General features: G+C 56.0%; 19 protein-coding genes. All 19 read left to right on the forward strand.

Annotation, left to right across the window (positions count from 1 at the left end):
* The first annotated feature begins 564 nt into the window (after positions 1–564).
* The 19 genes from rpmH (at position 565) to glmU (ending at position 18,030) form a co-directional block, all read left to right on the forward strand.
* Positions 565–699 carry a 50S ribosomal protein L34 gene (rpmH, locus tag J7E41_RS05470; RefSeq protein ID WP_003213577.1) on the forward strand — a complete coding sequence of 45 codons (135 nt, stop codon included), beginning with the start codon at positions 565–567 and terminating at the stop codon, positions 697–699.
* 13 nt (positions 700–712) lie between these two features.
* A complete protein-coding gene (gene rnpA, locus J7E41_RS05475; protein ID WP_377663161.1) occupies positions 713–1,120 on the forward strand; it encodes a ribonuclease P protein component in 408 nt (135 codons plus the stop codon).
* The gene (gene yidD / locus J7E41_RS05480; RefSeq protein WP_077430980.1) at positions 1,113–1,358 is read left to right on the forward strand and encodes a membrane protein insertion efficiency factor YidD; all 246 of its coding nucleotides are present in this window, start codon (positions 1,113–1,115) and stop codon (positions 1,356–1,358) included. The genes rnpA and yidD overlap by 8 nt, the downstream gene beginning before the upstream one ends.
* A 2-nt stretch (positions 1,359–1,360) precedes the next feature.
* Positions 1,361–3,043, forward strand: a complete 1,683-nt coding sequence (gene yidC, locus J7E41_RS05485; RefSeq protein ID WP_214990701.1) for a membrane protein insertase YidC — start codon at positions 1,361–1,363, stop codon at positions 3,041–3,043.
* A 79-nt stretch (positions 3,044–3,122) separates the two neighbouring features.
* On the forward strand, positions 3,123–4,493 hold the full coding sequence (gene mnmE / locus J7E41_RS05490; RefSeq protein WP_214990703.1) for a tRNA uridine-5-carboxymethylaminomethyl(34) synthesis GTPase MnmE: 1,371 nt from the start codon (positions 3,123–3,125) through the stop codon (positions 4,491–4,493).
* A 557-nt stretch (positions 4,494–5,050) separates the two neighbouring features.
* Complete coding sequence (gene mnmG / locus J7E41_RS05495) at positions 5,051–6,943, forward strand: tRNA uridine-5-carboxymethylaminomethyl(34) synthesis enzyme MnmG (protein WP_214990705.1); 1,893 nt, start codon at positions 5,051–5,053, stop codon at positions 6,941–6,943.
* On the forward strand, positions 6,940–7,584 hold the full coding sequence (gene rsmG, locus J7E41_RS05500) for a 16S rRNA (guanine(527)-N(7))-methyltransferase RsmG (RefSeq protein WP_214990706.1): 645 nt from the start codon (positions 6,940–6,942) through the stop codon (positions 7,582–7,584). The genes mnmG and rsmG overlap by 4 nt, the downstream gene beginning before the upstream one ends.
* Before the next feature lie 18 nt (positions 7,585–7,602).
* On the forward strand, positions 7,603–8,400 hold the full coding sequence (locus tag J7E41_RS05505) for a ParA family protein (RefSeq protein WP_214990708.1): 798 nt from the start codon (positions 7,603–7,605) through the stop codon (positions 8,398–8,400).
* 9 nt (positions 8,401–8,409) lie between these two features.
* A complete protein-coding gene (locus J7E41_RS05510; protein WP_214990710.1) occupies positions 8,410–9,282 on the forward strand; it encodes a ParB/RepB/Spo0J family partition protein in 873 nt (290 codons plus the stop codon).
* A 148-nt stretch (positions 9,283–9,430) separates the two neighbouring features.
* Positions 9,431–9,838: a F0F1 ATP synthase subunit I gene (locus tag J7E41_RS05515; protein WP_214990712.1), complete on the forward strand. Its 408-nt coding sequence runs from the start codon at positions 9,431–9,433 to the stop codon at positions 9,836–9,838.
* A gap of 16 nt (positions 9,839–9,854) precedes the next feature.
* Positions 9,855–10,724 (forward strand): F0F1 ATP synthase subunit A, encoded by an 870-nt coding sequence (gene atpB, locus J7E41_RS05520; RefSeq protein WP_214990714.1) that lies wholly within the window; start codon positions 9,855–9,857, stop codon positions 10,722–10,724.
* Positions 10,725–10,857: 133 nt separating this feature from the next.
* Positions 10,858–11,115, forward strand: coding sequence for a F0F1 ATP synthase subunit C (gene atpE / locus J7E41_RS05525; RefSeq protein ID WP_002555987.1), 258 nt, complete (start codon positions 10,858–10,860; stop codon positions 11,113–11,115).
* Positions 11,116–11,173: 58 nt separating this feature from the next.
* The gene (locus tag J7E41_RS05530) at positions 11,174–11,644 is read left to right on the forward strand and encodes a F0F1 ATP synthase subunit B (RefSeq protein WP_169357146.1); all 471 of its coding nucleotides are present in this window, start codon (positions 11,174–11,176) and stop codon (positions 11,642–11,644) included.
* A gap of 12 nt (positions 11,645–11,656) precedes the next feature.
* Positions 11,657–12,193 (forward strand): F0F1 ATP synthase subunit delta, encoded by a 537-nt coding sequence (locus J7E41_RS05535; protein WP_169357145.1) that lies wholly within the window; start codon positions 11,657–11,659, stop codon positions 12,191–12,193.
* Positions 12,194–12,214: 21 nt separating this feature from the next.
* Positions 12,215–13,759 (forward strand): F0F1 ATP synthase subunit alpha, encoded by a 1,545-nt coding sequence (atpA, locus tag J7E41_RS05540; protein WP_169357144.1) that lies wholly within the window; start codon positions 12,215–12,217, stop codon positions 13,757–13,759.
* Positions 13,760–13,809: 50 nt separating this feature from the next.
* On the forward strand, positions 13,810–14,670 hold the full coding sequence (atpG, locus tag J7E41_RS05545) for a F0F1 ATP synthase subunit gamma (protein ID WP_169357143.1): 861 nt from the start codon (positions 13,810–13,812) through the stop codon (positions 14,668–14,670).
* 27 nt (positions 14,671–14,697) lie between these two features.
* Positions 14,698–16,077: a F0F1 ATP synthase subunit beta gene (atpD, locus tag J7E41_RS05550; RefSeq protein WP_155582325.1), complete on the forward strand. Its 1,380-nt coding sequence runs from the start codon at positions 14,698–14,700 to the stop codon at positions 16,075–16,077.
* Between the two features lie 44 nt (positions 16,078–16,121).
* A complete protein-coding gene (locus tag J7E41_RS05555; protein WP_214990715.1) occupies positions 16,122–16,547 on the forward strand; it encodes a F0F1 ATP synthase subunit epsilon in 426 nt (141 codons plus the stop codon).
* A 115-nt stretch (positions 16,548–16,662) separates the two neighbouring features.
* Positions 16,663–18,030 (forward strand): bifunctional UDP-N-acetylglucosamine diphosphorylase/glucosamine-1-phosphate N-acetyltransferase GlmU, encoded by a 1,368-nt coding sequence (gene glmU, locus J7E41_RS05560; RefSeq protein ID WP_214990717.1) that lies wholly within the window; start codon positions 16,663–16,665, stop codon positions 18,028–18,030.
* Positions 18,031–18,171 lie beyond the last annotated feature (141 nt).

Genomic DNA, 18,171 nt, shown 5'->3' on the forward strand with positions numbered 1-18,171 from the left:
AAGTTGAAAGCCGGTGAGGCAAAAACAGCCGCCATTGTAGCGGCCAGCCGCCCACTTATCCACATGTAGGTTGCTCACAGGCCACCAAGAATCAATGCCTTAACCGTAAAAAAGGCGACAAATGGTCTGTGCATAAGCTCTGTGGATAAGCCACCCTAAGCTCGTTGTACAAGTGGGGGTGAAAGTCTGTGGGTAACTGGCCTGTGGATAACTAGCCATTCCACACACAGCTTATCCGATAGCGCAGCACAGGCAGAGCACCGTTTCTCCCCTGTGTTGTCATTCTCTGTACATCACGTAGAACATGGTCTGAAGGCAGTTATCCACAGGAGATGGCCTCCCTAGCTTTTATAAGCTTTACAGAAAAGCTTTAAATAACTTCCTTCTTTATTTTTATATCTATGGCATTGCTCATGAAAGCCCGACGGGTTGAAAACGTCCCAGATACCTAATTGAAGGAAAAGCTGGTTGGAAATTGACCTAGAGGCTTGCTTTCTCTAGAATCGCCGGTCTCTTAAAACGGGGGCCATTCCGGCCCGTTGTGGACGAACCAGGTAACACGCCATGAAACGTACTTTCCAACCCAGCACTATCAAACGCGCCCGTACCCACGGCTTCCGTGCCCGCATGGCCACCAAGAACGGTCGTGCCGTCCTGTCGCGTCGTCGCGCCAAAGGTCGTGCGCGTCTGGCAGTTTGATAATCCGGCACTGGTGGTGAGTCAGGACTTCAGTCGGGAAAAGCGTCTGCTAACCCCCCGGCATTTCAAGGCAGTCTTTGACTCCCCCACCGGCAAGGTTCCGGGGAAAAATCTCCTGCTCCTTGCGCGTAACAACGATCTTGATCACCCCCGTCTTGGGTTGGTGATTGGCAAGAAGAGCGTAAAGCTCTCCGTTGAGCGCAATCGCCTCAAGCGTCTGATGCGCGAATCGTTTCGCCTCCACCAGGACACTCTGGTTGGTTGGGATATTGTTATCGTCGCGCGCAAAGGCTTGGGGGATGTAGAAAACCCCGAATTGATTCAGCATTTCGGCAAGCTCTGGAAACGTTTGGCTCGTACCAACAAGCCAGCACCAGCAGTCGGCACCGAAACTGTAGGGGTAGACAGTACTGATGCGTAAACTGGCCCTCGTTCCGATCCAGTTTTATCGCTATGCCATTAGTCCCCTGATGGCAAACCACTGTCGTTTCTACCCCAGTTGTTCCTGCTACGCGTTGGAAGCCATAGAAAATCATGGCCTTCTGCGCGGTGGCTGGCTGGCCTTTCGTCGTTTAGGTCGCTGTCATCCGTGGAATCCCGGTGGTTATGACCCGGTTCCACCTATCCCTACCTCCCGTTCTTCTTCGATGGCCGAGTAATCATGGATATTAAACGCACGATCCTGATCGTCGCCCTGGCAATCGTGTCCTACGTCATGGTTCTTAAGTGGAACCAGGACTATGGCCAGGCTGCCCTGCCGACTCAGAATGTTGCTACCAATCAGGCTGCACCGGCTATTCCGGACGCCCCGTTGGGTAACAATGCTGCCGCCAGTGCCGATGTACCCAGCGCGAATACCAACACCAGCGCACCTCTGGAAACTCCAGTCGTTACCAATAAAGACCTCATCCACGTCAAAACGGATGTGCTCGACTTGGCTATCGACCCACAAGGTGGTGATATTGCCCAGCTGAAGCTGCCGCTGTATCCACGTCGCCAAGACCATCCAGATGTTCCGTTCCAACTGTTCGATAACGGTGGTGAACGTACTTATCTGGCTCAAAGTGGCCTGACTGGCACTGACGGTCCGGATGCTCGTGCTACCGGTCGTCCGATTTATTCGACCGAACAAAAGACTTATCAACTGGCTGATGGCCAGAACCAATTGAACGTCGACCTGAAATTCAGTCACGACGGCGTCAACTACATCAAACGCTTCAGCTTTACCCGCGGCTTGTACGATCTGAAAGTCACTTATCTGATCGACAACGAAAGCGCCAAGCCATGGACGGGCAACCTGTTTGCCCAACTCAAGCGTGACGCCAGCTCTGATCCATCTTCCAGCACCGCTACTGGCACCGCTACTTACCTGGGCGCTGCCCTGTGGACAAGTAGCGAGCCGTACAAAAAAGTGTCGATGAAAGATATCGACAAGGGCTCGCTGAAAGAAACCGTTCAAGGTGGTTGGGTTGCCTGGTTGCAACACTACTTCGTGACCGCATGGATTCCGGCCAAGGGTGATGCCAACCTGGTTCAAACCCGCAAAGACAGCCAAGGTAACTACATCATTGGTTTCACTGGCCCGGTATTGACCGTCGCACCAGGTGCCAAGGCAGAAACCAGCGCTACCCTGTATGCCGGTCCGAAAAGCCAGGCTGTGCTCAAAGAGTTGTCCCCAGGTCTGGAATTGACTGTGGATTACGGCTTCCTGTGGTTCATTGCCCAACCGATTTTCTGGCTGCTGCAACATATCCACAGCATCGTCGGTAACTGGGGCTGGTCGATCATCTTCCTGACCATGCTGATCAAGGGGATCTTCTTCCCACTGTCGGCTGCCAGCTACAAGTCGATGGCGCGTATGCGTGCCGTGGCCCCTAAACTGGCCGCGCTGAAAGAACAACATGGCGATGACCGGCAGAAAATGTCGCAAGCCATGATGGAGCTGTACAAGAAAGAGAAGATCAACCCGTTGGGTGGATGCTTGCCGATTCTGGTACAGATGCCGGTATTCCTGTCGCTGTACTGGGTACTCCTGGAAAGCGTGGAAATGCGCCAGGCCCCGTTCATGCTGTGGATAACTGACCTGTCGATCAAGGACCCGTTCTTTATCCTGCCGATCATCATGGGCGCGACCATGTTTATCCAGCAGCGCCTGAACCCTACACCTCCGGATCCGATGCAGGCCAAGGTAATGAAAATGATGCCAATCATCTTCACCTTCTTCTTCCTGTGGTTCCCGGCTGGTCTGGTTCTGTACTGGGTGGTCAACAACGTGTTGTCGATCTCTCAACAGTGGTACATCACACGTAAGATCGAAGCGGCTACCAAAAAAGCCGAGGCGTAACTTACTCTGTGGATAACCACTCAAGACGCCCCCTAGTGGGGCGTTTTGCTTTCCGTCACTTTTGTCTGGGTACCCGTTGATGAGCGCTCCTCGTGAAACCATCGCCGCCGTTGCCACCGCTCAAGGTCGTGGTGGTGTCGGTATCGTCCGTATTTCCGGGCCGCTCGCCCGCGTGGCGGCACAGGCCATCAGTGGCCGTGAGCTGAAACCAAGGTACGCCCATTACGGCCCGTTTCTGGGCGGTAACGAAGAAGTCCTGGACGAAGGTATTGCCCTGTATTTCCCAGGACCCAACTCCTTTACCGGTGAAGATGTGCTGGAGCTGCAAGGCCATGGCGGCCCGATTGTCCTGGACATGCTCCTGCAGCGCTGCCTGCAACTGGGTTGCCGCCTGGCCCGACCGGGTGAATTCAGCGAACGCGCGTTTCTCAATGACAAGCTTGACCTGGCTCAGGCTGAAGCGATCGCAGACCTGATCGAGGCCAGTTCTGCACAAGCTGCCCGCAATGCGTTGCGCTCGTTGCAGGGCGCGTTTTCCCTACGTGTGCATAACCTCACCGAGCAGTTGATCAGCTTGCGGATCTACGTCGAGGCGGCCATTGATTTTCCGGAAGAGGAAATCGACTTCCTCGCCGATGGCCATGTGTTGGCCATGCTCGATAAGGTCCGTGACGAGTTATCCACCGTTCTTCGCGAAGCCGGGCAAGGTGCATTGCTGCGTGACGGGATGACCGTAGTGATTGCCGGTCGGCCAAATGCCGGTAAATCCAGCCTGCTCAATGCCCTGGCCGGACGTGAGGCAGCCATCGTTACAGAGATCGCCGGTACCACGCGGGACATCTTGCGCGAACATATCCACATCGACGGCATGCCACTGCACGTCGTGGATACCGCAGGGCTGCGCGATACCGATGACCAGGTGGAAAAAATCGGTGTGGAACGAGCGCTCAAGGCCATTGGCGAAGCCGACCGGGTGTTGTTGGTGGTGGATGCCACCGCTCCGGAGGCTGTGGATCCTTTTGCCCTATGGCCGGAATTCCTCGAGCAGCGGCCGGATCCGGCCAAAGTTACCCTGATTCGAAACAAGGCAGACCTCACGGGAGAGCCAATTGCCCTGGAAGTCAGTGAGGATGGCCACGTGACCATCAGCCTCAGTGCTAAGTCGGCAGGCAATGGTCTGGAACTGCTGCGCGAGCACCTCAAAGCGTGCATGGGCTACGAACAGACGTCGGAAAGCAGCTTCAGTGCTCGCCGCCGGCACCTGGAGGCCCTGCGACATGCCAGCACTGCCCTTGAGCATGGACGGGCGCAGCTTACGTTGGCTGGAGCAGGAGAGCTGCTTGCCGAGGATTTGCGTCAGGCTCAACAGCTGCTGGGGGAAATTACTGGCGCATTCAGCTCCGATGATCTGCTGGGCAGGATCTTTTCCAGCTTCTGTATCGGTAAGTAAATAGTCCTACGTTACTCACAGACAGGCCATTCGTGCCTGTCTGTTTTGCCCGTTTCAGGGTACTCAACTCCAACTTTTGATAAACGCTATCGGTAGCGGCGGCTTTTTTGTGGGCGCTATTTACGGTGGCCGGCGATTTTCTGTGGATTAAGCCCTGTGAATAACCGCCCTTGTGCCCAGTTGATAACAGGGCTTGAAAACTGAGTAAAACTCCATCTGTGGATAACCACCTGTTTAATCCACAGGCTTAAACCACTTATCCAAGGGCCTCCTTGGTACCTAACCACAGACTTTTGAATCTCTGTACACAGCGTAAAATATAGCCTGTAGGATTCTATCCACAGAAATGTGGCTCAATAGAAATAAACATAAAAACAAAGATTTAATAAATTTCTCTCTTTTAATTTCTATTGTCTGTGATTCATCCACAGCTGGTTAAATTTTGTGCAAAGGGTTCTTTAGGAAGGGCGAAGTCCCTATACTTGCCAACGCGTTCGAAAACCCAAGCTCGAACGCCTATTCCTAATTACCTACAGAAAGCAGGCACGAGGTGCGTGGTGGATTTCCCTTCCCGTTTTGAAGTGATCGTCATCGGCGGCGGTCATGCCGGTACCGAGGCAGCACTGGCCTCAGCACGCATGGGGGCAAAAACCCTGTTGCTGACGCATAACGTGGAAACCCTCGGTGCCATGAGCTGTAACCCCGCCATTGGTGGGATTGGCAAAAGCCATCTGGTCAAGGAAATCGATGCCCTGGGCGGCGCGATGGCCATGGCCACCGATAAGGGTGGTATTCAATTTCGCGTATTGAACAGCCGCAAAGGCCCGGCCGTGCGAGCCACCCGGGCTCAAGCCGACCGGATCCTGTACAAGGCCGCTGTCCGCGAAACCCTGGAAAACCAGCCGAACCTGTGGATATTTCAACAAGCCGCCGATGACCTGATCGTCGAGCAGGATCAGGTACGCGGTGTTGTCACCCAAATGGGCCTGCGTTTCTTCGCAGAATCCGTGGTGTTGACCACCGGTACCTTCCTCGGTGGACTTATCCACATCGGTATGCAGAACTATTCCGGTGGTCGTGCCGGTGATCCACCGTCAATCGCCCTGGCTCATCGCCTTCGAGAACTGCCACTGCGGGTGGGCCGCCTGAAAACCGGCACACCACCGCGCATCGATGGCCGTTCTGTGGATTTTTCGGTGATGACCGAGCAGGCCGGTGATACGCCGATTCCGGTGATGTCGTTCATGGGCTCCAAGGAACAGCATCCCAAGCAGGTCAGTTGTTGGATTACCCACACCAACGCCCGAACCCACGAAATCATTGCCGCGAACCTTGACCGCTCGCCCATGTATTCCGGGGTGATCGAAGGCATTGGTCCGCGCTATTGCCCATCGATCGAAGACAAGATCCACCGCTTTGCCGACAAGGAAAGCCATCAGGTCTTCATCGAGCCAGAAGGCCTGACCACTCACGAGCTTTATCCGAACGGAATTTCCACTTCCCTGCCGTTCGACGTGCAAATCCAGATCGTGCAGTCGATTCGCGGTATGGAAAACGCTCATATCGTGCGGCCTGGCTATGCCATCGAATACGACTATTTCGATCCGCGTGACCTGAAGTACAGCCTGGAAACCAAAGTCATCGGCGGTTTGTTTTTTGCCGGGCAAATCAATGGCACTACCGGTTACGAAGAGGCCGGCGCCCAAGGTTTGCTGGCCGGAGCCAACGCAGCATTGCGTGCACAAGGCAAAGACAGCTGGTGCCCGCGTCGCGATGAAGCGTACATCGGCGTGTTGGTCGACGATCTGATTACCCTGGGAACCCAGGAACCGTACCGGATGTTTACTTCCCGGGCCGAATACCGCCTGATTCTGCGTGAAGACAACGCCGACCTGCGCTTGACCGAAAAAGGTCGCGAACTAGGCTTGGTGGATGACGCGCGTTGGGCCGCCTTCTGCAAAAAACGCGAAAGCATTGATCTGGAAGAGCAGCGCCTGAAAAGTACCTGGGTTCGCCCGGGCACCGAGCAGGGCGATGCCATTGCTGAAAAATTCGGTACGCCGCTGACTCACGAGTACAACCTGCTGAACCTGCTGTCCCGTCCGGAAATCGACTACGCTGGTCTGATCTCGGTAACGGGCGGCGGTGCAGAAGATCCACAGGTCGCCGAGCAGGTCGAAATCAAGACCAAGTACGCGGGCTACATCGATCGCCAGCAAGACGAGATCGTTCGTCTGCGAGCCAGTGAAGATACCAAGCTGCCTGTGGATATCGATTACACGAACATCTCGGGTCTCTCCAAAGAGATCCAAAGCAAGCTGGGGATAACTCGGCCGGAAACTCTGGGCCAAGCGTCGCGTATCCCGGGCGTCACCCCGGCAGCCATTTCGCTGTTGATGATTCATTTGAAAAAACGCGGCGCGGGCCGTCAGTTGGAGCAAAGCGCTTGAGTTCGTTGGTCACCTTGCAACACGCCGAAGAGTTATCCACAGGTGCTCGCCAACTTGGCGTCAACCTGACCGAGGCCCAGCACGAATTGCTGCTGGGCTATCTGGCCCTGTTGATCAAATGGAACAAGGCTTACAACCTAACGGCGGTGCGGGATCCAGATGAAATGGTTTCCCGGCATTTGCTCGACAGCCTTAGCGTCATGCCGTTTATCGAAAATGGCCGCTGGCTCGATGTTGGCAGCGGCGGCGGCATGCCGGGCATCCCGTTGGCGATCCTGTTTCCCGAGTCGCAAGTGACCTGCCTGGACAGTAACGGCAAGAAAACCCGCTTCCTGACTCAGGTTAAACTCGAACTCAAGCTGGACAACCTGCAAGTTATCCACAGCCGCGTCGAAGCCTTCACGCCTGAACAGCCTTTCAACGGAATTGTGTCCCGGGCGTTCAGCAGCATGGAGAACTTCAGCAACTGGACCCGCCATCTTGGCGACCGTGATACGCGTTGGCTGGCAATGAAGGGCGTTCATCCAAGCGACGAGCTGTTAGCATTGCCGGCAGACTTCCACCTCGATAGCGAACACGCCTTGGCCGTACCCGGTTGCCAAGGCCAACGCCATCTGCTGATACTGCGCCGCACGGCATGATTGGGAACACAAGCAAGAATGGCTAAGGTATTCGCGATAGCGAACCAGAAAGGTGGAGTGGGCAAAACCACCACCTGCATCAACCTCGCAGCATCGCTGGTCGCTACCAAGCGTCGGGTGCTGTTGATCGACCTCGATCCACAGGGCAACGCCACCATGGGTAGCGGTGTGGATAAACACGGCCTGGAAAACTCGGTCTATGACTTGCTGATTGGCGAGTGTGACCTGGCCCAGGCCATGCACTATTCCGAGCACGGCGGTTATCAACTGCTGCCGGCCAACCGCGATTTGACTGCGGCGGAAGTGGTGCTGCTGGAAATGCAGATGAAAGAAAGCCGTCTGCGTAGCGCCTTGGCGCCGATCCGCGATAATTACGATTACATTTTGATCGACTGCCCACCGTCGCTGTCGATGCTTACGCTCAACGCATTGGTCGCCGCCGATGGGGTGATTATCCCCATGCAGTGCGAGTACTTCGCCCTGGAAGGCTTGAGCGACCTTGTGGATAACATCAAGCGCATCGCTGAACTGCTCAACCCGAACCTCAAAGTCGAAGGCTTGTTGCGGACCATGTATGACCCGCGATTGAGCCTGATGAACGATGTGTCGGCGCAGCTCAAGGAACACTTTGGTGAGCAGTTGTACGACACCGTGATTCCACGCAACATTCGTCTGGCCGAAGCGCCAAGCTATGGCATGCCCGCGCTGGCGTACGACAAGTCATCCCGTGGTGCCATTGCCTACCTGGCCCTGGCGGGCGAGATGGTTCGCCGCCAACGCCGCAACTCACGCACCGCTGCAGCCCAGCCAACTTAAGGAATCCTCATGGCCGTCAAGAAACGAGGTCTCGGACGTGGACTGGATGCACTGCTGAGTGGTCCGACTGTCACTTCGCTTGAAGAACAGGCGGTACAGGCCGACCAGCGGGAGCTGCAGCACCTGCCGCTGGACCTGATCCAGCGAGGCAAATACCAGCCGCGCCGAGACATGGATCCGCAGGCACTGGAAGAGCTGGCGCAATCGATCAAGGCCCAGGGCGTGATGCAGCCGATCGTGGTTCGCCCGATTGGCGGTGGCCGCTTTGAAATCATTGCCGGTGAACGCCGCTGGCGTGCCAGCCAACAAGCTGGCCAGGAAACTATCCCGGCGATGGTCCGTGATGTGCCGGATGAAACCGCCATCGCCATGGCGTTGATTGAAAATATCCAACGCGAAGACCTCAATCCGATCGAGGAAGCGATCGCCCTGCAGCGCTTGCAACAGGAATTCAAGCTGACTCAGCAGGAGGTTGCTGATGCCGTGGGTAAATCCCGCGTCACCGTTTCCAACCTGCTACGCCTGATTGCCTTGCCGGAAGTGATCAAGACCATGCTTTCCCACGGAGACCTGGAAATGGGTCACGCCCGTGCATTGCTCGGTTTGCCGGAAAATCAACAAGTTGAAGGGGCGCGACACGTTGTCGCACGAGGTCTCACCGTTCGTCAGACTGAGGCGCTGGTTCGCCAGTGGCTCAGTGGCAAACCTGCACCGGTCGAGACGGCCAAAACTGATCCGGACATCGCACGCCTGGAGCAGCGCCTGGCCGAGCGCCTAGGCTCTGCGGTGCAAATTCGCCACGGGAAGAAAGGCAAAGGGCAATTGGTCATCGGATATAACTCATTGGATGAGCTTCAGGGCGTCCTTGCCCACATCCGCTGAAACAATTGCTTATGTAGCGCGCAGTCGGAAATCACTACCCGGCAGTTGAATAGGGGCAGAACCGCCCCTATACTCTGCGCGCATTTTGTCGGCACAAATTATGCCAAGTTATTGATTTCCGGCAGCCGACTATTGAGGAGCAAGAGTGATGGAAACCCGCACGCCAAACACGTCGCCGTTCCATCGCTTGGCCGTTTTCCCGGTTTTAGTGGCCCAATTTGTCATTTTATTGATTGCCACTTTGGCGCTTTGGTATTGGCATGGAGTCGTTGCCGGGTATTCAGGACTCTGCGGAGGCCTGATAGCCTTGCTGCCCAATATGTATTTTGCTCACAGGGCCTTTCGGTTTTCCGGCGCCCGAGCAGCCCAAGCCATCGTCCGGTCTTTTTATGCCGGCGAGGCGGGGAAACTGATTTTGACGGCAGTGCTGTTCGCACTGACCTTTGCAGGTGTGAAGCCATTGGCGCCGCTAGCTGTATTCGGTGTCTTCGTGTTGACCCAACTGGTCAACTGGTTCGCTCCCCTGCTTATGAAAACAAGACTTTCGAGACCTTAGGGCGTTTGAGGCAACCATGGCAGAAACAACCGCTTCGGGCTATATCCAGCACCACTTGCAGAACCTGACCTTCGGTCAGCTACCCAATGGCGGCTGGGGCTTTGCCCACACCGCAGCAGAAGCCAAAGAAATGGGCTTCTGGGCATTCCACCTGGATACTCTGGGCTGGTCTGTCGCATTGGGTCTGATCTTCGTCCTGATTTTCCGCATGGCGGCAAAGAAGGCGACTTCCGGTCAGCCAGGTGCTTTGCAGAACTTCGTTGAAGTATTGGTCGAATTCGTCGATGGCAGCGTGAAAGACAGCTTCCATGGCCGTAGCCCGGTGATTGCACCGTTGGCGCTGACCATCTTCGTCTGGGTCTTCCTGATGAACGCTGTCGACCTGATACCGGTCGACTGGATTCCTCAGCTGGCCATCCTGATCACTGGCGATGCACACATTCCATTCCGTGCCGTATCGACCACAGACCCTAACGCCACCCTGGGCATGGCCCTGTCGGTGTTCGCGTTGATCATTTTCTACAGCATCAAGGTCAAGGGCATCGGCGGCTTCATCGGCGAACTGACCCTGCACCCGTTCGGCAGCAAGAACATTTTTGTTCAAGCCCTGCTGATCCCGGTGAACTTCCTGCTGGAATTCGTGACCCTGATCGCCAAGCCGATTTCCCTGGCTTTGCGACTGTTCGGCAACATGTATGCCGGCGAGCTGGTGTTCATTTTGATCGCTGTGATGTTCGGCAGCGGTCTGCTCTGGCTTAGCGGCCTGGGCGTAGTTCTGCAGTGGGCATGGGCGGTGTTCCACATCCTGATCATCACCCTGCAGGCGTTTATCTTCATGATGCTGACCATCGTCTATCTGTCGATGGCGCACGAAGAGAACCATTAAGACCAGTCTCGACTAGTCTGATGTCCTTCCCGGTCAAACGGGAAGGTGGCCTGAAAGGGCTATGAAACGATTTGTTTTACCGCTTTAAAATCTAAAAAACCTAAACCATACGACGTAAAAGTCGGGAGGAAAGATGGAAACTGTAGTTGGTCTAACCGCTATCGCTGTTGCACTGTTGATCGGCCTGGGCGCCCTGGGTACTGCCATTGGTTTCGGCCTGCTGGGCGGCAAGTTCCTGGAAGGCGCAGCGCGTCAGCCAGAAATGGTTCCAATGCTGCAAGTTAAAATGTTCATCGTTGCCGGCCTGCTCGACGCCGTGACCATGATCGGCGTTGGTATCGCTCTGTTCTTCACCTTCGCGAACCCTTTCGTTGGTCAACTCGCTGGCTAATCACTCGAATTTTTCGAGTTGATTGGGGTGATGGACAACGAATGAGCGAGGTGTTGGCGTGAACATTAATGCAACCCTGATTGGCCAATCCGTTGCGTTCTTCATTTTTGTAGTGTTTTGCATGAAGTTCGTGTGGCCTCCGGTCATCGCGGCTTTGCACGAACGTCAGAAGAAGATCGCTGATGGATTGGACGCTGCCAGCCGTGCAGCTCGCGACCTGGAGTTGGCCCAAGAGAAAGCGGGCCATCAACTGCGCGATGCGAAAGCACAGGCAGCTGAAATCATTGAGCAAGCCAAGAAACGCGGTAATCAGATCGTCGAAGAGGCTGTTGATAAAGCCCGCGTCGAAGCTGAACGTGTGAAGGCTTCGGCTCATGCCGAGATCGAACAGGAACTGAACGGCGTCAAAGACGCGCTGCGTACCCGACTGGGTGCTCTGGCGGTCGGCGGTGCTGAGAAGATCCTCGGTGCCACAATCGATCAAAACGCGCACGCGGAGCTGGTTAACAAACTGGCTGCTGAAATTTAAGCGAGGGCGATCATGGCAGAATTGACCACGTTGGCCCGACCTTACGCTAAGGCAGCCTTCGAGCACGCCCAGGCCCACCAGCAGCTGGCCTCTTGGTCAGCCATGCTCGGCCTGGCTGCAGCAGTGTCGCAAGACGACACTATGCAGCGCGTGCTCAAGGCCCCGCGACTGACGAGCGCAGACAAGGCCGCCACGTTTATTGACGTGTGCGGCGACAAGTTTGATGTAAAAGTGCAGAACTTCATTCACGTCGTTGCCGAAAACGACCGTCTCCCGCTTTTGCCGGAGATTGCCGCTCTTTTCGACCTGTACAAGGCCGAGCAAGAGAAGTCGGTAGACGTTGAAGTCACCAGTGCTTTTGCATTGAACCAAGAACAGCAAGACAAACTCGCCAAGGTTCTCAGTGCACGACTCGACCGGGAAGTGCGCCTGCAAGTTGCGGAAGACAGGTCCCTCATCGGGGGTGTTGTCATTCGCGCCGGCGACCTGGTTATCGATGGCTCGGTTCGCGGCAAACTCGCGAGCCTTGCCGAAGCATTGAAATCTTGAGTTTGAAGGGGCAGCAGAGCAATGCAGCAACTCAATCCTTCCGAAATAAGTGAAATTATCAAGGGCCGCATCGACAAGCTCGATGTGACCTCCCAAGCCCGTAACGAAGGCACTGTCGTCAGCGTATCTGACGGCATCGTGCGGATTCACGGTCTGGCCGACGTCATGTACGGCGAGATGATCGAGTTTCCGGGCGGCGTCTTCGGTATGGCTCTCAACCTTGAGCAAGACTCTGTAGGTGCCGTTGTATTGGGCGCTTACCAGTCTTTGGCTGAAGGCATGAGCGCCAAGTGCACTGGCCGCATCCTCGAAGTTCCGGTTGGTAAGGAACTGCTGGGTCGCGTAGTCGACGCACTGGGTAACCCAGTTGACGGCAAAGGTCCGCTGAACAACACCGAGACCGATGCGGTCGAGAAAGTTGCTCCAGGCGTGATCTGGCGTAAGTCGGTAGACCAGCCTGTACAGACTGGTTACAAGGCTGTCGATGCCATGATTCCTGTCGGCCGTGGCCAGCGTGAGCTGATCATCGGTGACCGTCAGATCGGTAAAACCGCTCTGGCGATCGACGCGATCATCAACCAGAAAGACAGCGGCATTTTCTGCGTCTACGTAGCCATTGGTCAGAAGCAATCGACCATCGCCAACGTGGTTCGCAAGCTGGAAGAAAACGGCGCCCTGGCCAACACGATCATCGTGGCTGCCAGTGCTTCGGAATCTCCTGCGCTGCAGTTCCTGGCACCGTACTCCGGTTGCACCATGGGCGAATACTTCCGCGACCGCGGTGAAGACGCGCTGATCGTTTATGACGATCTGTCCAAGCAAGCAGTGGCTTACCGCCAGATTTCCCTGCTGCTGCGCCGTCCACCAGGCCGTGAAGCTTACCCAGGCGACGTGTTCTATCTCCACTCCCGTCTGCTGGAGCGCGCATCCCGCGTTTCCGAAGAGTACGTAGAGAAGTTCACCAACGGCGCAGTGACCGGCAAAACCGGTTCCCTGACCGCACTGCCGATCATCGAAACCCAGGCTGGCGACGTTTCCGCGTTCGTTCCGACCAACGTGATTTCCATCACCGACGGTCAGATCTTCCTGGAATCGGCCATGTTCAACTCCGGGATCCGTCCTGCTGTGAACGCCGGTGTTTCGGTATCCCGTGTGGGTGGTGCCGCTCAGACCAAGATCATCAAGAAGCTCTCCGGTGGTATCCGTACCGCTCTGGCTCAGTACCGTGAACTGGCGGCATTTGCCCAGTTCGCTTCTGACCTGGACGAAGCGACCCGTAAGCAACTTGAGCATGGTCAGCGCGTTACCGAGCTGATGAAGCAGAAGCAATACGCCCCAATGTCGATCGCTGACATGGCGTTGTCGCTGTATGCCGCTGAGCGTGGGTTCCTGACTGACGTCGAAATCGCCAAGGTCGGCAGCTTTGAACAAGCGCTGATTGCTTACTTCAACCGAGATCACGCCGATTTGATGGCGAAGATCAACGTGAAGGGTGACTTCAATGACGAAATCGACGCTGGCATGAAAGCCGGTATCGAGAAGTTCAAGGCCACCCAAACCTGGTAAGCCGCAGCGGGAGCCGCGAGGCTCCCGCTTGCTAACCTGATAGGTGTTACATGGCAGGCGCAAAAGAGATTCGCAGTAAGATTGCGAGCATCAAAAGCACGCAAAAGATTACCAGCGCCATGGAAAAAGTGGCGGTCAGCAAAATGCGCAGGGCACAAATGCGCATGGCTGCTAGCCGTCCTTATGCGGAGCGTATCCGCCAGGTAATTGGGCATTTGGCTAACGCCAACCCGGAATACCGCCACCCGTTCATGATCGACCGCGAAGTCAAGCGTGTGGGTTATGTGGTAGTGAGCAGTGACCGTGGTTTGTGCGGTGGTCTGAATACCAACCTGTTCAAGGCCCTGGTCAAGGACATGGCGGTAAACCGCGAAAAAGGCGTCGAGATCGATCTGTGTGTTGTTGGTAGCAAGGGTGCGGCCTTTTTCCGCAACTTCGGCGGTAACGTCGTTGCAGCTATCAGCCACCTGGGTGAAGAGCCGTCGATCAATGATTTGATCGGCAGTGTGAAGGTGATGCTGGATGCGTACCTGGAAGGCCGGATTGACCGCCTGTCCGTGGTATCCAACAAGTTCATCAACACCATGACCCAGCAGCCGACCGTGGAGCAGTTGATTCCATTGGTGGCGACCCCGGATCAGGAACTCAAGCACCACTGGGACTACCTCTACGAACCAGACGCCAAAGAGCTGCTTGACGGCTTGATGGTGCGCTACGTGGAGTCGCAGGTGTACCAGGCGGTGGTCGAGAACAACGCGGCTGAACAAGCTGCGCGGATGATCGCGATGAAGAACGCTACCGACAACGCCGGTGATTTGATCAGTGATTTGCAACTGATCTACAACAAGGCGCGTCAGGCTGCGATCACCCAAGAGATCTCGGAAATCGTCGGCGGCGCTGCCGCGGTTTAACGGTTCAAATATTCAGAGGATCCAGCTATGAGTAGCGGACGTATCGTTCAAATCATCGGCGCCGTTATCGACGTGGAATTCCCACGCGACAGCGTACCGAGCATCTACAACGCTTTGAAAGTCCAAAGCGATGCCGGCACCACTCTGGAAGTTCAGCAGCAGCTGGGCGACGGCGTGGTTCGTACCATTGCAATGGGTTCCACCGAGGGCTTGAAGCGCGGTCTGGAAGTCACTGACACTGGCGCAGCCATTTCCGTACCGGTCGGTAAAGCGACTCTGGGCCGGATCATGGACGTGCTGGGCAACCCGATTGACGAAGCTGGCCCGATCGACACTGAAGAGCGCTGGGGCATTCACCGTCCTGCGCCGTCGTTCGCAGAGCAGGCAGGCGGCAACGACCTGCTGGAAACCGGCATCAAGGTTATCGATCTGGTTTGCCCGTTCGCCAAGGGCGGTAAAGTCGGTCTGTTCGGTGGTGCCGGTGTAGGCAAAACCGTAAACATGATGGAACTGATCCGTAACATCGCCATCGAGCACAGCGGTTATTCCGTGTTTGCTGGTGTGGGTGAGCGTACTCGTGAGGGTAACGACTTCTACCACGAGATGAAGGATTCCAACGTTCTGGACAAAGTGGCACTGGTTTACGGTCAGATGAACGAGCCGCCGGGTAACCGTCTGCGCGTAGCACTGACTGGCCTGACCATGGCCGAGAAGTTCCGTGACGAAGGTAACGACGTTCTGCTGTTCGTCGACAACATCTACCGTTACACCCTGGCCGGTACTGAAGTATCCGCACTGCTGGGCCGTATGCCTTCGGCAGTAGGTTACCAGCCGACCCTGGCTGAAGAGATGGGCGTTCTGCAAGAACGTATCACTTCGACCAAGGAAGGTTCGATCACTTCTATCCAAGCGGTATACGTACCTGCGGATGACTTGACCGACCCGTCGCCAGCGACCACCTTCGCCCACTTGGACGCCACCGTTGTACTGTCCCGTGACATCGCCTCCCTGGGTATCTACCCAGCGGTCGATCCACTGGACTCGACGTCGCGCCAGCTGGATCCGAACGTGATCGGCCAGGAGCACTACGACACCGCTCGCGGCGTTCAGTACGTGCTGCAGCGTTACAAAGAACTGAAGGACATCATTGCGATCCTGGGTATGGACGAGCTGTCGGAAACCGACAAGCAGTTGGTATCCCGCGCTCGTAAGATCCAGCGCTTCTTGTCGCAGCCGTTCTTCGTGGCTGAAGTCTTCACCGGTGCTTCGGGCAAATACGTTTCCCTGAAAGACACCATTGCTGGCTTCAAAGGCATCCTCAACGGTGACTACGACCACTTGCCAGAACAAGCGTTCTACATGGTCGGCGGCATCGAAGAAGCGATCGAGAAAGCCAAGAAACTGTAATTCCGGCGCCCGGTAACGGGCGCTAATCAGGTTGAGGCAAGCAGATGGCTATGACATACCATTGCGATATCGTCAGCGCGGAAGGGGAAATCTTCTCCGGCCAGGTAGAGATGGTGATTGCGCACGGCGAGCTGGGTGACCTTGGTATTGCCATGGGTCACGCACCGTTGATCACCAGCTTGAAGCCAGGTCCGATCACTCTGACCAAGCTAGGCGGGGAAAAGGAGGTGTTTTACATCTCTGGTGGTTTCCTCGAGGTTCAGCCGAACATGGTCAAGGTACTTGCCGATACCGTGCAACGTGCCGCTGACCTGGATGAAGCCTCCGCTCAGGAAGCCGTCAAGGCTGCCGAGAAGGCCCTGAACGAAAAAGGCGCAGATTTCGACTACGGTTCTGCTGCTGCACGTCTGGCCGAGGCCGCAGCCCAGCTGCGCACCGTCCAGCAGATCCGCAAGAAGTTCGGTGGCTAAGCCGTCGCGCCTCATGTGTGATTGATTAAAAAGGGTAGCTTCGGCTACCCTTTTTCTTTTTTCGCAAAACACTTCTTTGGTCTGAAGCCGGACCGCCCAGGATTGGTAGCCATTCATGTCTCTTGAAATCGTAATTCTCGCCGCAGGCCAGGGCACCCGTATGCGTTCGGCGTTGCCCAAGGTGCTGCACCCGGTTGCCGGAAACTCCATGCTGGGACATGTTATCCACAGTGCCCGGCAATTAGAGCCGCAACGCATCCATGTGGTGATTGGCCATGGTGCCGATGTGGTGCGCGAGCGCCTGGCGGCGGACGACTTGAATTTCGTATTGCAGGACAAGCAATTGGGTACCGGTCACGCCACTGCGCAAGCGGTGCCCTTCATCAAGGCCGACACCGTGTTAATCCTCTACGGTGATGTGCCGCTGATCGAAGTGGAAACTCTGCAGCGTCTGCTCAAGCACGTGGTACCGGGCCAGATGGGTTTGCTGACCGTCGAGCTGGATGACCCTACCGGTTACGGCCGTATCGTGCGCAACGCCGACGGTAAGGTTACTGCCATCGTTGAACATAAAGACGCCAGTGAGGCCCAGCGCGCCATCACTGAAGGGAATACCGGAATTCTCGCGGTACCCGCCGACCGCCTGGCTGACTGGATGGGCCGCCTGTCCAACAACAACGCCCAGGGCGAGTACTACCTGACCGACGTGATTGAAATGGCCGTCAACGACGGCCTAGTGGTTGCCACCGAGCAGCCTCACGATCCGATGGAAGTCCAGGGCGCCAACGACCGCAAGCAACTCGCGGAACTGGAGCGTCACTACCAACTGCGCGAAGCTCGCCGACTGATGGCCCTGGGTGTGACCTTGCGTGATCCGGCACGTTTTGACGTGCGTGGCGACGTCACCGTGGGCCGCGATGTGCTGATCGATATCAACGTGATCCTCGAAGGCCGGGTGGTTATCGAAGACAACGTGGTGATCGGTCCTAACTGCGTGATCAAGGACAGTACCTTGCGCCAAGGCGTTGTGATCAAAGCCAACAGCCACATTGATGGCGCAGTCATGGGCGAGGGCAGCGATGCCGGTCCGTTCGCGCGCTTGCGTCCGGGTAGTGTGTTGGGCGCCAGGGCTCATGTGGGTAACTTCGTCGAACTGAAAAACGCCAAGCTGGGTGAGGAAGCCAAGGTCGGCCATTTGACTTACCTGGGTGATGCGGTGATCGGTGCCCGTACTAATATTGGTGCCGGTACGATCACCTGCAACTACGATGGCGCCAACAAGCACCAGACCACCATTGGTGAAGATGTGTTTATCGGTTCCAACAACTCGTTGGTAGCGCCGGTAACCATCGGTGATGGCTCAAATACTGCCGCGGGTTCAACCATCAACCAGGATGTGGATAAGTCACAGCTGGCGGTGGCCCGTGCACGTCAGCGCAACATCGACGGTTGGAAGCGCCCGGTAAAAATCAAAAAGACCTGAGTTATCCACAACCTCGAATACAACATATCCCTAATGTGGGAGCGGCGGTGCGACGATTCGACTTGCTCGCGAAGGCCATCTGTCAGTTGCTACCTGTGCTGACTGATACACCGCTTTCGCGAGCAAGTCGAATCGTCGCAC

The sequence above is a fragment of the Pseudomonas fluorescens genome, from assembly GCF_018614655.1.
In the GTDB taxonomy this organism is placed as follows: domain Bacteria; phylum Pseudomonadota; class Gammaproteobacteria; order Pseudomonadales; family Pseudomonadaceae; genus Aquipseudomonas; species Aquipseudomonas fluorescens_BX.